This window comes from Streptomyces sp. NPDC004667 (assembly GCF_040609475.1).
In the GTDB taxonomy this organism is placed as follows: Bacteria; Actinomycetota; Actinomycetes; order Streptomycetales; family Streptomycetaceae; genus Streptomyces.
This window is the reverse complement of record NZ_JBEXKC010000027.1, coordinates 1-14,450: the sequence shown is the minus strand read 5'-3', so window position 1 is coordinate 14,450 and position 14,450 is coordinate 1. Positions and strand designations below refer to the sequence as shown.

The 14,450-nt window shown below is 70.8% G+C and carries 11 protein-coding genes; 4 read left to right on the top strand and 7 right to left on the bottom strand.

Features of this window, described 5'->3' with window-relative positions; all coding sequences use genetic code 11:
* The first annotated feature begins 90 nt into the window (after window positions 1-90).
* The 3 genes from ABZW32_RS17290 (at window position 91) to ABZW32_RS17280 (ending at window position 3,011) form a co-directional block, all read left to right on the top strand.
* Window positions 91-1,218, top strand: a complete 1,128-nt coding sequence (locus ABZW32_RS17290) for a ParA family protein (protein WP_356216601.1) — start codon at window positions 91-93, stop codon at window positions 1,216-1,218.
* A complete protein-coding gene (locus ABZW32_RS17285; protein WP_356216599.1) occupies window positions 1,215-2,309 on the top strand; it encodes a ParB/RepB/Spo0J family partition protein in 1,095 nt (364 codons plus the stop codon). The genes ABZW32_RS17290 and ABZW32_RS17285 overlap by 4 nt, the downstream gene beginning before the upstream one ends.
* A gap of 78 nt (window positions 2,310-2,387) precedes the next feature.
* A complete protein-coding gene (locus ABZW32_RS17280) occupies window positions 2,388-3,011 on the top strand; it encodes a GNAT family N-acetyltransferase (RefSeq protein ID WP_266840317.1) in 624 nt (207 codons plus the stop codon).
* 89 nt (window positions 3,012-3,100) lie between these two features.
* On the opposite strand, the gene trxA is transcribed toward ABZW32_RS17280, so the two are convergent.
* The 7 genes from trxA to ABZW32_RS17245 all read right to left on the bottom strand — a co-directional run bounded on the left by trxA (window position 3,101) and on the right by ABZW32_RS17245 (window position 12,666).
* Window positions 3,101-3,436: a thioredoxin gene (gene trxA, locus ABZW32_RS17275; protein WP_030225203.1), complete on the bottom strand. Its 336-nt coding sequence runs from the start codon at window positions 3,434-3,436 to the stop codon at window positions 3,101-3,103.
* Window positions 3,437-3,485: 49 nt separating this feature from the next.
* Entirely contained in the window at window positions 3,486-4,445 is a 960-nt protein-coding gene (gene trxB / locus ABZW32_RS17270) for a thioredoxin-disulfide reductase (RefSeq protein WP_356216595.1), read from the bottom strand.
* A gap of 146 nt (window positions 4,446-4,591) precedes the next feature.
* Window positions 4,592-5,596 (bottom strand): zf-HC2 domain-containing protein, encoded by a 1,005-nt coding sequence (locus ABZW32_RS17265; RefSeq protein ID WP_356216592.1) that lies wholly within the window; start codon window positions 5,594-5,596, stop codon window positions 4,592-4,594.
* Window positions 5,593-6,303, bottom strand: a complete 711-nt coding sequence (gene sigM / locus ABZW32_RS17260) for an RNA polymerase sigma factor SigM (RefSeq protein WP_356216590.1) — start codon at window positions 6,301-6,303, stop codon at window positions 5,593-5,595. The genes ABZW32_RS17265 and sigM overlap by 4 nt, the downstream gene beginning before the upstream one ends.
* 26 nt (window positions 6,304-6,329) lie before the next feature.
* A complete protein-coding gene (locus ABZW32_RS17255) occupies window positions 6,330-8,051 on the bottom strand; it encodes a protein kinase family protein (RefSeq protein ID WP_356216587.1) in 1,722 nt (573 codons plus the stop codon).
* Between the two features lie 126 nt (window positions 8,052-8,177).
* Window positions 8,178-10,352 carry a murein biosynthesis integral membrane protein MurJ gene (gene murJ / locus ABZW32_RS17250; protein WP_356216584.1) on the bottom strand — a complete coding sequence of 725 codons (2,175 nt, stop codon included), beginning with the start codon at window positions 10,350-10,352 and terminating at the stop codon, window positions 8,178-8,180.
* A gap of 46 nt (window positions 10,353-10,398) precedes the next feature.
* Complete coding sequence (locus ABZW32_RS17245; protein ID WP_356216582.1) at window positions 10,399-12,666, bottom strand: DUF6049 family protein; 2,268 nt, start codon at window positions 12,664-12,666, stop codon at window positions 10,399-10,401.
* Window positions 12,667-12,852: 186 nt separating this feature from the next.
* Between ABZW32_RS17245 and ABZW32_RS17240 the strand changes: the two genes are divergently transcribed.
* Entirely contained in the window at window positions 12,853-14,313 is a 1,461-nt protein-coding gene (locus tag ABZW32_RS17240) for a CCA tRNA nucleotidyltransferase (protein WP_356216579.1), read from the top strand.
* Window positions 14,314-14,450 lie beyond the last annotated feature (137 nt).

Sequence of the window (14,450 nt, the reverse complement as noted above, 5' to 3'; positions counted from 1 at the left end):
CCCCGCAAGGGCGCGGGGGGTACGGAGTTTTCCACAACGGTGGATTCATCCACAGGAGTAAGGGCCCCGCTGGTTCGCGACCCCGGTGCCATGGCAGGCTCTGTTCATCGCGAGCCCACTGCCGAGGAGAGTGACACCGTGCGGTCCGACGCCAACCTTGCGGGGCCGATGGCCGATCCGGTCCCCGGTCCCCGCTCTGAATCGCCGGGCGAGGATGTTTCACGTGAAACATTCCCGGCTACTGCTGGGGTGGGCCACCTGCCTCCGCCCCTCGTCGACAACGACGACCACGAGGACACTCCCGTCGAGCGGGCCGCGCAGCTCGCGGTCGAGCCGATCGGTCGGACCGGCGCCGCTCTGCCGCGGCCCGCACAGACCCGGATCATGGTGGTGGCCAACCAGAAGGGCGGCGTGGGCAAGACCACGACGACCGTGAACCTGGCGGCCTCGCTGGCCCTGCACGGTGCCAGGGTCCTGGTGATCGACCTCGACCCGCAGGGCAACGCCTCGACGGCCCTGGGTATCGACCACCACGCGGAAGTGCCCTCCATCTACGACGTGCTCGTGGACAGCCGGCCCCTCCTGGAGGTCGTCCAGCCCGTGGTGGACGTGGAAGGGCTGTTCTGCGCCCCGGCCACGATCGACCTGGCGGGAGCGGAGATCGAGCTGGTGTCCCTGGTGGCCCGCGAAAGCCGCCTCCAGCGGGCCATCCAGGCCTACGAGCAGCCGCTCGACTACATCCTGATCGACTGCCCGCCCTCCCTGGGCCTGCTGACCGTGAACGCCATGGTCGCGGGCGCGGAGGTACTGATCCCGATCCAGTGCGAGTACTACGCACTGGAGGGACTGGGGCAGCTGCTGCGCAACGTCGACCTGGTGCGGGCCCATCTCAACCCGAACCTGCACGTCTCGACGATCCTGCTGACCATGTACGACGGCAGGACGCGGCTCGCTTCCCAGGTGGCCGAGGAGGTGCGCACCCACTTCGGCAAGGAGGTGCTGCGCACCAGCATTCCGAGGTCGGTGCGCATCTCCGAAGCGCCGAGCTACGGGCAGACGGTCCTCACGTACGACCCGAGCTCCAGCGGTGCCCTCTCCTACCTGGAGGCGGCGCGGGAGATGGCCCTACGGGGAGCCGGAATCCATTACGACGCCCAGGACGCCCATCCGGGCGCGGGCATGAACAGCACGCAGAGCATGGCGGAGGGGATCCAGTGAGTGAGCGACGTAGGGGTCTGGGACGGGGGCTCGGCGCGCTGATTCCGGCGGCTCCTCAGGAAGCGACGCCCATGGCCGGGGCGATGTCCCCGTCGGCGGTACCGACGCCGGCGTCCGAGCGGGGCATCGCCGCGGCGAAGCTCGCCGTGCTGGCGCAGGAGACGGCACCCTCAGTGGTCGCCGCCGATGTTTCACGTGAAACATCGGCGGCCGCGGTGCCGGAGCAGGTGAAGGCGGAGGCCGCCCCGACGGCGGGTGCGACGTTCGCGGAGCTTCCGCTGGACACGATCAAGCCGAACCCGCGTCAGCCGCGTGAGGTCTTCGACGAGGACGCTCTGGCGGAGTTGGTGACCTCCATCCAGGAGGTGGGTCTGCTCCAGCCGGTGGTCGTGCGGCAGACGGCCCAGGGCCGGTACGAACTGATCATGGGTGAACGGCGCTGGCGTGCCTGTCGCGAGGCGGGACTGGAACGGATCCCCGCGATCATCCGGGCCACGGACGACGACAAGCTGCTGCTGGACGCCCTCCTGGAGAACCTCCACCGGGCACAGCTGAACCCCCTGGAGGAGGCGGCCGCGTACGACCAGCTGCTCCAGGACTTCAAGTGCACGCACGACCAGCTGGCGGACCGGATCGGACGCTCGCGTCCTCAGGTCTCGAACACCCTGCGTCTGCTGAGACTTTCCGCACCGGTCCAGCGCCGGGTGGCCGCGGGCGTCCTGTCGGCGGGGCACGCGCGGGCGCTGCTGTCGGTGGAGGACTCCGAGCAGCAGGACCGTCTCGCACACCGGATCGTCGCCGAGGGCCTGTCGGTGCGTGCGGTCGAGGAGATCGTGACGCTGATGGGCTCCGAGCCGACGAGCACGGTGAAGCCGAAGGGCCCGCGCGCGGGAGCCCGGGTCGCCCCGGCGCTCAGTGAACTGGCGACCCGCCTCTCGGACCGGTTCGAGACCCGGGTGAAGGTGGACCTGGGGCAGAAGAAGGGCAAGATCACCGTCGAGTTCGCTTCGATGGAGGATCTGGAGCGGATCCTGGGCACCCTGGCACCCGGCGAGGGCCGGGTGCTGGAGCAGGGCCTTTCCGGGGAGTAGCCCGTCCACTTCCGCACCCTGCTCCTTCGGACGATGTCCACACTCGAAGAAGCAGGGTGCAGTGGTTACGATGCCGTCATGGGTCGTCGGTTGGTACCGCTCACGCTCGACAACCTCCAGGACCTTCCCCGGCGTTGCCGGAGCTGCGTGTTCTGGGAGCTGGATCCCGTCAGCGGGGAAGCCGCCGTGAAGGCGGGCACCCCGGAGCTGGAGAAGGAGGGCTGGATCTCCGCCGTCCTGCTGGACTGGGGGTCCTGCGGCCGGGTGGTCTATGTGGACGAGGTCCCGGTGGGCTTCGTGCTCTACGCGCCGCCGGCCTATGTGCCGCGTGCCGCCTCGTTCCCGACCAGTCCGGTGTCCTCGGACGCGGTCCAGTTGATCACGGCATGGATCATGCCCGGGTACCAGGGCCAGGGCCTGGGGCGGGTGATGGTGCAGACGGTCGCCAAGGACCTGCTGAGGCGGGGGTTCAAGGCCATCGAGGCCTTCGGCGACGCGCGCTGGGAGAGGCCCGCGTGCCTACTGCCGGCCGACCACCTGCTGGCGGTGGGCTTCAAGACGGTCCGTCCCCATCCGGCCCATCCCCGGTTGCGGTTGGAGCTGCGCACGACGTTGTCGTGGAAGGAAGACGTGGAACTGGCCCTGGACCGGCTGCTGGGCGGCGCTCGCGCGCGGAAGGAACCGGTGCTGCGTCCGTTGTGAACGCGGGCGGAGGCGCGGAAAGACTCCTCATACGTGAAACGGGGCCACCCCTCAGGGGTGGCCCCGTTTCACGTGAAACACGGTGCGGGTCAGACGGCCTTGACCTCGACGAAGTCGGAGAGGTCGCGCAGGATCGCGGCCTTCGGCTTGGCACCGACGATGGTCTTGGCGACCTCGCCGCCCTGGTAGACGTTCAGGGTCGGGATGGACATCACGCCGTAGCGGGCGGCCGTCGCCGGGTTCTGGTCGATGTTGAGCTTGACGATCTCGATCTGGTCGCCGTACTCCGCCGCGATGGCCTCTAGGGACGGCGCGATCTGGCGGCACGGGCCGCACCACTCGGCCCAGAAGTCCACCAGGACGGGCTTGTCGCTGGCCAGGACCTCAGCGTCGAAGTCGGCGTCGGTCACGGTCTTGAGAGCCACAGCGGCCTCCTCTTGATACGGGGTGTGGGGTGTGGGGATGGAGCGGGGGTCAGACGGTCGCGGTCGCGTGCTCGGCGTCCGCGAGGGCGGCGAGGAACCGCTCGGCGTCGAGAGCGGCGGAGCAGCCGGTGCCGGCCGCCGTGATCGCCTGACGGTAGGTGTGGTCCACGACGTCGCCGGCACCGAAGACACCGGTGACGTTGGTCCGCGTGGAGGGTGCGTCCACCTTGAGGTAACCCTCGTCGTCCAGGTCGAGCTGGCCGGTGAAGAGCTCGGTGCGCGGGTCGTGGCCGACGGCGATGAAGAGGCCGGTCACGGGCAGCTCGGAGGTCTCGCCGGTCTTGGTGTTCCGCAGGGTGAGGCCGGAGAGCTTCTGCTCGCCGTGGATCTCGGCGACCTCGCTGTCCCAGGCGAACGAGATCTTCGGGTCGGCGAAGGCACGGTCCTGCATGGCCTTGGAGGCGCGCAGGCTGTCGCGGCGGTGGACGATGGTGACCGACTTCGCGAAGCGCGAGAGGAAGGTCGCCTCCTCCATCGCGGTGTCGCCGCCGCCGACCACGGCGATGTCCTGGTCCTTGAAGAAGAACCCGTCACAGGTGGCGCACCAGGAGACACCGCGGCCCGAGAGGGTGTCCTCGTTGGGCAGACCGAGCTTGCGGTGCTGGGAACCGGTGGTGACGATGACGGCCTTGGCGCGGTGCACCGTGCCGGCGGTGTCGGTGACGGTCTTGATCTCACCGGTGAGGTCCACGGAGACGATGTCGTCCGGAACGAGCTCGGCACCGAAGCGCTCCGCCTGGCCGCGCATGTTGTCCATGAGGTCCGGGCCCATGATCCCGTCCTGGAAGCCGGGGAAGTTCTCGACCTCGGTGGTGTTCATCAGCGCGCCACCGGCGGTGACGGCGCCTTCGAAGACCAGCGGGTTGAGCGAAGCGCGTGCGGTGTACAGGGCGGCCGTGTAACCGGCCGGCCCGGAGCCGATGATGATCACGTTTCGTACGTCGCTCACGGGTTCTTTCCTCGTCTCTGCGGACTTCTGGGTGCCTACCGGGGGCCGGTGCGGACTCTCACCCCACCCAACGGATCCTACGGCGCGAGCATTCCCCTCAGATCCGCCTCCGGCCGCGAACGTGCCCGGTTCGGCTCCCGGATCCGTCAGTTCCGGGGATAGGTGCTGGTCAGAAGAGGCTTTCCGGGGGCCTGCGCCGGATCGTCGGCGCAGCCCGCGGGCACGAGGTAGGCGTCCGCCAGGGACGGGTCATCCGGATGCGGAAGCACGAGGAGGTAGACGGGCTTGCCCTCGTAGCTGCCGCGCTCGGCGGCGAGCGGGGCCTCGGCACGGCCGGTGGACCGCTGGACGCACGGCGGGACCGACACGGACTCCGGTGATGCCTGCCGGTCGGAGGGGGCCTGCTCCGGGGCGGTGGTGTCCAGGCCCATGGTCTTGTTGGTCTGCCCCCCGGTCGCCGTGGCGAGGAGCCGCTGGACGTTCCCACGGAGCCCCTGAGCGGTGTATCCGCCGGTGTCCGCGGACCGGGCGGCGGCGCTGGCCGGGGCGTGGGTGGCGTTGTCGTGGGAGCCGGTGCCGGTGAGGCCGCCGAACAGGTAGACGCCGAGTACGCAGGCGGCCGCCCCGGTCAGGCCGGCGAGGACGGCGATCCGGCGGCGTGCGCGGCGCCGGCCGGGACCGGTGGGGCCGGACGGGTGACCGGAGGGCCGCAGGGCCCCGGTCCGGCCGGCCGCGGGTACCGGTGTTTCACGTGAAACACCGCCACGGACGTCCGTATCGGCCTCGGCTTCGGCTTCTACGTCGGCCTCGGCTTCGATCTCGGCCTCGGCTTCGACGTCGGTTCGGGGTTCGGGGGCGGACGCGGGAGTTTCGGCGCGGGAGGCCGTGGCATCGAGGAGCGCCTCGGCCGCCAGCGCGGCGTCGATGCGTCCGGCGACGGCGGAAGGCATCCGGGGCGGCCCCGGGAGGGTGCCGAGGAGGGAGCGGATCTCGTCGAGGGAGGCGCGGACGTCGGCGCACAGGGAGCAGTCAACGAGGTGGCGGCGCACTTCGGCGGTCCGGGACGGGGAGAGCAGTCCTTCGGCCAGGTCGGAGATCTCGGAGACCTCCGGGTGCCGGATCGTGCCGGCAGTGCCGGTCGTCGGGGTCACGGTCGTCCACCTCCGCCCTTCACAACGTCTGGGTCCGGATCCCTCGGCCCGGAATCCCTGGAGTCTGCCGCAGGTGGGACGGGTGTCCCCGGCGTCCGGTTCCTTCCCCGCTCGGCGGCGGTGTTATCCCCGGCATTCGTGCGCAGATGAGTGAGCATCGGGAGGAGTTTCGCCCGGCCCCGCGCGCACCGGCTCTTCACGGTGCCGGAGGGGACGCCGAGGACCCGGGCGGCCTCGGCCACGGGGTATCCCTGCATGTCGACGAGGACGAGCGCGGCCCGCTGATCGGCCGGGAGGGTGCCGAGGGCGGCCAGGAGCTGGCGGTGGAGGTCTTGGCGTTCCGCGGGGGCCTCGGCGGACTCGTGGGGCTCCAGGAGGCGCTCCAGCCGGTCCGTGTCGTCGAGCGGTGAGGTACGGCGGGAGGCGGCCTTGCGTGCGCGGTCGAGGCAGGCGTTGACGGTGATCCGGTGCAGCCAGGTGGTCACGGCCGAGTCGCCGCGGAAGGTGTGGGCGGCCCGGTAGGCGGAGACGAGCGCGTCCTGGACGGCATCGGCGGCTTCCTCCCGGTCGCCGAGGGTGCGCAGCGCGACGGCCCACAGCCGGTCGCGGTGGCGGCGTACGAGCTCACCGAAGGCGTGGGGGTCACCGTCGACGTGCAGCGCCAGGAGTTCCTGGTCGCTGCGGTCGCCGGTCGCGGCTTCGTCCAACGGTGAGCCCCCTCCCCTGGCGTGCGTCAGCCCTTGAACTTCACGTCCGTGATGCCCTGCTTGTAGCCGGCGTTGCTGAAGTTGTCGTAGGGCGCGTACGGCATGGCGGTGATCCACAGGAGCACGTAACGCGTCTTGACCGGGTGCTCGGTGGCCAGGTTGACCGTGGTGTCGTTGGTCTTGGTGCCCGCGATCTTCTTCATGCCGTCGACCGACTTCTTCGGGTGCATGGAGTCCGTCGCGTACAGCGCCAGCGTGGTGTGCTCCCCCGCGAACCTCAGCCCTATCGAGGCGGCACCGACCTCCTGCTCGGAACCGAGGTCGTAGATGATCCCGACACCGGGCTTGATCTTGACCTCGGGGCCGTCGACGAAGCTCTTGGTGCGCCAGTACGTCGAGGAGTCCCCGTCGAGGGTCTTGGAGACTCCGTCCTCGTTCTGCGGGGTGCCGTCCGGGTAGTACTCGGCAGCTCCCTTGACCGAGATCGGGACGGGGTCCTTCTTCTCCGGGCTGTCGTCCGACTTCTGCTGCTGGGTGTGCGTGGTCTCGCCGCTGCCCTGCTTCCCGTGGCCCAGGAGCGCGTCCGCGAGCTGCCAACTGCCCAGGCCGAGGGCGGCGATCAGGAGGGCGGCGACGCTCCACTTGAGGGCGCGGCCGGTGCGGCTCTGCAGCGGGGCCGGCGGGGGCACGGGCACGGAGATCGGTGCCGTGGGCATGCCGACGGGGGCCGGGCGGCCGTAGCTGCCCTGCTGGTAGGTGGTGTGCTGGTACTCCGGAGGGGCCGTGAAGGCGGGCTCGGGCGGCCGGATGCGGGGCATCGCGGCGACGGCCTTGGAGAGCTCCTCCGGCGTGGTGCAGGCGGGCTCCTGGCGGGACGCGGTGGCGCCATCGTTGGCGAGGGCGCGCATGGCGAGCTCGCCGAGACCCCGGTGGACACCGGCGCGGACCTGGTCGGGGGCGAGCAGGCCGACGCCCTTGGGCAGGCCGCGCAGGCCGTACGCGTCGTCCTCGTACGGCCAGCGCTGGGTGAGGGCGGCGTACAGCAGTGCGCCGATGGCCTCGGTGTCGGCCCGCTGCGGGGTCTCGCTGGTGATGCCGCGCAGGGCGGCGTTCACGGCGAGGCCGCGGATGCGGTACTGACCGGTGGAGGTGCGCAGTATCGCGCTGGGCGTCAGGCGCAGATGGGCCAGGCCCTCGCGATGGGCGGCGGCCATGGCCTGGGAGACCTGGCTGACCAGCTGGTAGGCGTCGTGGGGCTCCAGCGAGCCGGCCGCGAGGAGGGCGGTGAGCTCGGTCGCGTCGGGCAGCCACTCGTGGACGACGTAGACGAGGTCGTTCTCCTCCACGGCGTCGAGGACCTGGACGAACCGGGGGTCGCCGAGCAGGGCGGAGGAGCGGGCGGCGGCGAGTACCGTGCGGGCCCGGGGGTGGTCGGCGGGGAGCAGGTGGACGCCCACCGCGCGGCGGAGCTTCTCGTCCATCGCCCGCCAGCTGCTGAATCCGTCCAGACGGGTGACGCACTCCTCCAGCCGGTAGCGCCTCGCCAGCTTGTGGCCGCTGTGGAGTTCGGGTGCGGCCGTGGGGGCCGTACTTCTGCGTTCGCCGTCCTTCTCGGGCATGGATCCGTCCGCGGCTCGTCCGTTCTGGGTGTCCACCCCGTCGGCCGTGGCCTTGACCGCGTGTGCGGTCAGCGGCTCTTCGCCGCTGTTGTCGGCCACGTCGACGGCAGCCGTGCTACGTTCCGCCACCGTCGTCCCTGCCTCCCCATCCGTTGCGCACTGTCGGCCAGTCTGCGAAGCCATGCCAATTGTGCCCACAGTCCGGCGCTCTGCACGACACGCGATCGGGGTCCGGTCCGTCAACGGGTCTTCGCATCAGCGGCCCAGTCGTCCGCGGACCATTCCGACCATCGAGTTGAGCTCTTCGATCCTCATCCGCTTCGCGGCGATCAGGAAGACCGCCCCGAGCGCGATGCCGCCGCCGATCAGGGAAACGAGGGAACCGCCGGCTCCGCTGCCCAGCCAGTGCGTGACGCCGTAGGCGACGCCGCCCGCCACCGCGGCGGCCGGCACGCAGGCGCCGATCAGACGGGTGTAGGTCCGCATCACGTGGGCGCCGTCGAGGTCGCCGCCGAGGCGGGTCTTGAGGCGCCGCCAGGCGACGCCGACGCCGACCACATAGCCGAGGCCGTACGCGGCGGCCATGCCCACGACCGCCCAGCGGGCGGGCAGGACGAAGTAGGCGAGGACGGAGACACCGGCGTTGACGGCCGCGACGATGACGGTGTTGTAGAAGGGGGTCCGGGTGTCCTCGTAGGCGTAGAACCCGCGCAGGACCACGTACTGGACGGAGTAGGGGATCAGGCCGAGTCCGAAGGCCATCAGGACGTAACCGATGTTGACGGCGTCCTTGCCGGCGCTCGCGTAGAGCAGGGTGGCCATCGGGACGCCGAGCGCGAGGAATGCGAAGGCGCAGGGCACGATGGCGACGGCCGAGGTGCGCAGGCCGTAGGAGATGTCGTCGCGGACCGCGGCGGCATCGCCGTCGTGGGCGGAGCGGGAAATGCGCGGCAGGACGGCCGTCATGACGGAGACGGTGATGATGGCCTGCGGCATCTGCCACAGCAGCAACGCGTAGTTGTAGGCGGTGATGCCGGTACCGCCGTGGCCCAGCTTCTCCGCGGCCGTGCCGGCCGCGGTGGCGAGTTGGGTGACGACGACGAGGCCGATCTGGTTGGCGAGGACGAAGAAGAACGTCCACTTGGCCAGGCCGGCCGCCTTGCCGAGGCCGTGGCCCTTCCAGTCGAAGCGCAGGCGCGGCTTGAACCCGGCGTCACGCAGGTAGGGCAGCATCGCGAGGGACTGGACCGCGAGGCCGAGCAGGGTGCCGATGCCGAGGAGGCGGACGCCCTCGGCGGTGATGGTCGCCTCCGAGACGCCGGATGCGGTGAACCCGCCGAAGGCCCAGATGAAGGCGCCGAAGGTGGCGATGACGACGATGTTGTTGAGGACCGGAGTCCACATCATCGCGCCGAACCGGCCCCGGGCGTTGAGGATCTGACCGAGCACCACGTGGACGCCCATGAAGAACATGGTGGGCAGACAGTAGTGGGCGAAGGCCACGGCGACGTCAAGGCGCTTCGGATCGCCTGCGATCGTCGGCGACATCATGCGGATGAAGAGCGGGGCCGCGAGGACGCAGACGGTGGTGACCGCGCCGAGCAGCGTGATGACGAGGGTGAGCAGGCGGTTGGCGTAGGCCTCGCCGCCGTCCTCGTCGTTCTTCATGGCGCGCACGAGCTGCGGGATGAACACGGCGTTGAGGGCGCCGCCGCCGACGAGGACGTAGATCATCGTCGGCAGGGTGTTGGCGACCTGGTAGGAGTCGTTGAGGGTGGCGACGCCGATGGCGCCCGCGATGACCAGGGTGCGGGCGAAGCCGGTGATGCGCGAGACGATCGTGCCGGCCGCCATCAGGGCGCTCGACTTGAGCAGGCTGGAGGCCCGCCCGGCGGGCTTGGTCGGCGCGGGGGCCGCGACGGGCGCCTCCTGGGCCGGGGCGCCCGGAGCGGCCTGCTGGTCGCGGTAGAGGTGGGTGAAGGCGTCGGCTTCCGGCTGCTCCTCGGCGGCCTCGGTCACGAGCGAGTCCACCCCGACGAACTGCGTCGTCGTCGCGTGGTCGCCGTACGGCAGGTGGCGCGAGGGGCCGTCGGGCTCGGGCGGCGGGGTCTGGGCCCACACGCGCGGGTCGGGGCCGTGCGAGGGGGCCTGCGGGGCCGCGTAGAGCGGACCCGGCTCCTGGTAGGTGCCCGGCGGCGGCGGGGGGTGCGAGGCCCGGTCGTAGAGGACCTCGGCGACGGGGTCCTGGGCAGACAGGTCCTGTCCCCGGTAGGGGTCGTAGTCGTAGGCGTCCTGGACATACGGGTCGTGGTCCGGCGCGGGCGCGGGCGCGGGAACCTGCCCGGGCACCGGAGCGCCCGGAGCAGTGCCCTGGGGGGGCGTCGGCCCACCAGTGCCCTGCGCGCGGTCACCGTCGTACGGCGCGTTCATCGCAACCCCACCTCATCGTCCCCAGGCCGACCGGCCACGGCATCGCTCAACGGTCCACTGTCTCACTGGTCCCGGACCCCTCGGTGCTTTGCGGTCCGGTGTCCGTGGACACGTCACTCGGCTGCGTGCTCTCCTCGGCGACCGCGCGCGCGGCGACGCGCTTGCGGCTGGCGTACATCTTGATGCCCGCCAGGACCAGGAGGAGCACACCGCCCGCGATGACGAGCATGACGGTGGGGGTGACCTCGGTGGCGTCGACGGTGAACCTGCGTTCCTTGCCGTACGGCACGCCGTCCTTGGTGAAGAGCCGCGCGGTGACCTCGACCGGGCCGCTCGCCGTGGCGTTGGCGGTGAACTTTACCGTCTGGCTGTGGCCCCCCTGGACGGAGACCTCCTGCTCGTCCTCACCGCCGTCGCCGATCGTCAGACGGGTGGGATTCGCGGACTTCACCCGCAGTACGAGGTTGTGGACGTCCTGGACGAGGCTGTTCTGGACGCTGACCGGGATGGTCGCGCTGTGCCCGGACAGGGTGGCGTCCGACTTGGGGACGACCTTGACCTTGTCCGTGAGCCCGATCAGGTAGTCCTGGACCTGGTCCCGGTAGACGCGGCCCTCGTCCGGGCGGCCGCGCCACGAGGTCGACATCTCCCGGTTGGTGGTGTTTCCGAAGGGGATCTCGACGCGGTCCGGCGCGGTGAGGATGACCTTGAAGTGGTCGAGGGTGTTCTGCGTCGTACGGATCTGCTCGAACGCCGACACCGGCAGTTCCTGCTTGCTCAGTGCCTCGGGGTACTGGCCCGCGCCGGGTACCTGGGTCGCGGCCCCGGGGTCGGGCTTCGCCGCGGCGGCCGCCTCCAGGTCGGAGGGCTGGGTCCAGCGGGCCGCCTGGAGACCGCGCAGGGCGGTCGCCATCGATTCCACCTGGCTGGCGGTGGGCCTGCGCGGGGGCGCGACCACGTAGCTGCGGGGCTCTTCGCCGCTCTGCAGGTTGAGGGCGAGGCTCTGGGCGAGGAACTGCTGGACGGCCAGCGTGGAGTTTCCGGCGCGGGCCATGTCGCCGTCGAAGGCGGTGGACAGGTCGGCGTCGGCGACGACGGCGGTGGTGCCCGCGCCGATCGGGCGGGCGGCGCTCGGGGTGTAGCCGAGGGTTCCCGTCTCCTGGAGGCTGTCGCTGCGGGTCAGGACGTTGTGCGCGCCGGCCGAGGTGGCGACGTTGACGATCGACGGGTCGATGGCACCGTCCACGGGCCAGGAGAAGTCGGTGGATGGTGTGACGTGGAGCACCGTCTCGACGGCCTGCTTCGCCTTGTCGGTGGCGGGCCGCAGCTGGCCCAGGGTGCCGGAGACGTCCTTGCCGCGGTGGGCGAGCGAGGCGATGTCGGGGTCGGCGAAGGGCAGGGCGACGACCTTCTTGCCCTGTACGGCGGTCTCCAGGGCGCTCAGCCACTGCTCGGCCAGCGCCTTGTTCCTGCCCTGCACGGGCTTGCCGTCGGGGTCGGGGCTGCGGACCCGGTACCCCTTGGCCATGGCGTCGACGGTGGTGAGCAGGTCGGGGTCGATGACCCAGGTGACCGGCAGGTCCTTGCCGAGGGAGACCATCCGCTCCAGGCGGCCGCCGGGCCGCAGCTCGTCGGCGAGGGAGTCGTCGAGGAAGACGGGGGTCTGCACCTCGTCCGAGCCGGTCTCGGCGGTGACGTGCGTGGTGGAGATCAGCGGCCACACGTAGGTGAGGGAGGAGCGCTTCGCAGCGGGGTCCGGCTGCCAGGGCAGGAAGGTCCGCTGGATGCCCAGGACCTGCTCGTGCGGACGGCTGTCGGTCGTACCGGACACGGAGACGCCGAGCTGGTACACGCCGTCCGCGCCCAGGTCGAGCTTGTTGACCGGGACCTTGATCGTGAACTGCTGATCGACCTTCGAGGGCAGGGAGTCGATCTTCACCGCGAAGGCGGAATCGATCTCGCCCGGGTCCACCCCGGGCCGGAAGCCCTTCCGGTCGGCCACCTCGCCGATCGACGAGCGGTCGCCGAGCCTGGGGCCGACCCGCAGTCCGACGTGCGCGCCCTTGATCGTCTCGCGGCCGTTGTTGATCACGCTGCCCTGGATGGTGAGCGTGTCGCTCTTGACGGGAGCGCTGGGGGAGACCTCGGTCAGCTGGACGTCGACGGAGCCGTCGGCGGCCTGCGCCGGCGGGGCCGGGGCATAGATCAGGGCAGCCAGCACCGGCGTCCCGGTCAGCAGGACGACCGCCCGCCGCAGCCACCGGCGCCGGGCAGGGGCGGGAGCTGCCCCTTGGATGTCTGCCGCCTCGGCCACGCGCTCGCCCGTCCCTCGAAGTGTCAGTGGTCGTCGTTTCTGCGTCCACGAATGGTAACGAGGTGCGCTGTGCGCGAGTGCCGCGCCTTGCTCCACATGATCGCCACGGCCCGAGGGGGTACCGGTACGGGGGGCGCCGGGAAACGAGGGAGCCCCTGCCGGGCGGGCCACGTACCCTTTTCTGTTGTGCCGAACGCCAATGAAGACAACCCCAGTGCCCTGAGTCAGGTGCAGCGCCGCGCGGTCAGCGAACTGCTGCGGGTCGCCCCCGTCGCCGACGAGCTCGGTCGCCGTTTCCAGGAGGCGGGCTTCCGCCTCGCCCTGGTCGGCGGGTCCGTCCGCGACGCGCTGCTCGGGCGTCTCGGCAACGATCTCGACTTCACCACCGACGCCCGTCCCCAGGACGTACTGAAGATCGTCCGGCCGTGGGCCGACTCGGTATGGGACGTCGGCATCGCCTTCGGCACCGTCGGCGCGCAGAAGGACGGCTTCCAGATCGAGGTGACCACGTACCGCTCCGAGGCGTACGACCGCACCTCGCGCAAGCCCGAGGTCTCCTATGGCGACTCCATCGAGCAGGATCTGGTCCGGCGTGACTTCACCGTCAATGCCATGGCCCTGGCCCTGCCGGAGCAGCGGTTCGTCGACCCGCACGGAGGCCTGGAGGACCTGGCCGCCGGCGTGCTGCGGACCCCGGGCACTCCGGAGGAGTCCTTCTCCGACGATCCGCTGCGCATGCTGCGCGCTGCACGTTTCGCCGCGCAGCTGGATTTCGAGGTCGCCGACGAGGTGGTGGCCGCCATGCGCGAGATGTCCGACCGGATCGAGATCGTCTCGGCGGAACGGGTGCAGGGCGAGCTGAACAAGCTGCTGCTGTCCGCGCACCCCCGCAAGGGCCTGGGCCTGCTCGTGGACACCGGCCTCGCGGACCGGGTGCTCCCGGAGCTGCCCGCGCTGCGGCTGGAGCGTGACGAGCACCACCGGCACAAGGACGTCTACGACCACTCGCTGATCGTGCTGGAGCAGGCGATCGCGCTGGAGGAGGACGGTCCGGACCTCGTCCTGCGGCTGGCGGCCCTGCTCCACGACATCGGCAAGCCCCGGACCCGCCGCTTCGAGAGCGACGGCCGCGTCTCCTTCCACCACCACGAGGTGGTGGGCGCGAAGATGACCAAGAAGCGCATGACCGCGCTGAAGTACTCCAACGACATGGTCAAGGACGTGTCCCGGCTCGTGGAGCTGCACCTGCGCTTCCACGGCTACGGGGACGGGGAGTGGACGGACTCGGCGGTGCGGCGCTACGTGCGTGACGCGGGCCCGCTGCTGGACCGGCTGCACAAGCTGACCCGGTCGGACTGCACCACGCGCAACAAGCGCAAGGCCAACGCGCTGTCCCGGACCTACGACGGCCTGGAGGAGCGGATCGCGCAGCTCCAGGAGCAGGAGCAGCTCGACGCGATCCGTCCGGACCTGGACGGGAACGAGATCCAGCGGGTACTGGAGATCAACCCGGGGCCGATGGTGGGCAAGGCCTACGCGTTCCTGCTGGAGCTGCGGCTGGAGAACGGCCCGATGGGCCACGACGCCGCCGTGGTGGCCCTCAAGGAGTGGTGGGAGGCCCAGGAGGCCCGGGCCGCCCAGGGCTGACCTGCAGTCCATGGCCCGGGAGCGTCCCGCGTAGCGGCCGGCGCCGATGTTTCACGGGGTGGGAGGGTACAACGGGGGCCGGGGCGGGGGGGGGCCCGGGGAAGGTTTTGTTTGAAAAAAGAACCACAAAGCAAGGC

Excerpts from the sequence above, each read along its gene's own strand:
- ABZW32_RS17290 (WP_356216601.1), top strand. The coding sequence starts at position 91 with ATGGCAGGCTCTGTTCATCGCGAGCCCACTGCCGAGGAGAGTGACACC.
- ABZW32_RS17280 (WP_266840317.1), top strand. The coding sequence starts at position 2,388 with ATGGGTCGTCGGTTGGTACCGCTCACGCTCGACAACCTCCAGGACCTT.
- murJ (WP_356216584.1), bottom strand. The coding sequence starts at position 10,352 with ATGAACGCGCCGTACGACGGTGACCGCGCGCAGGGCACTGGTGGGCCG.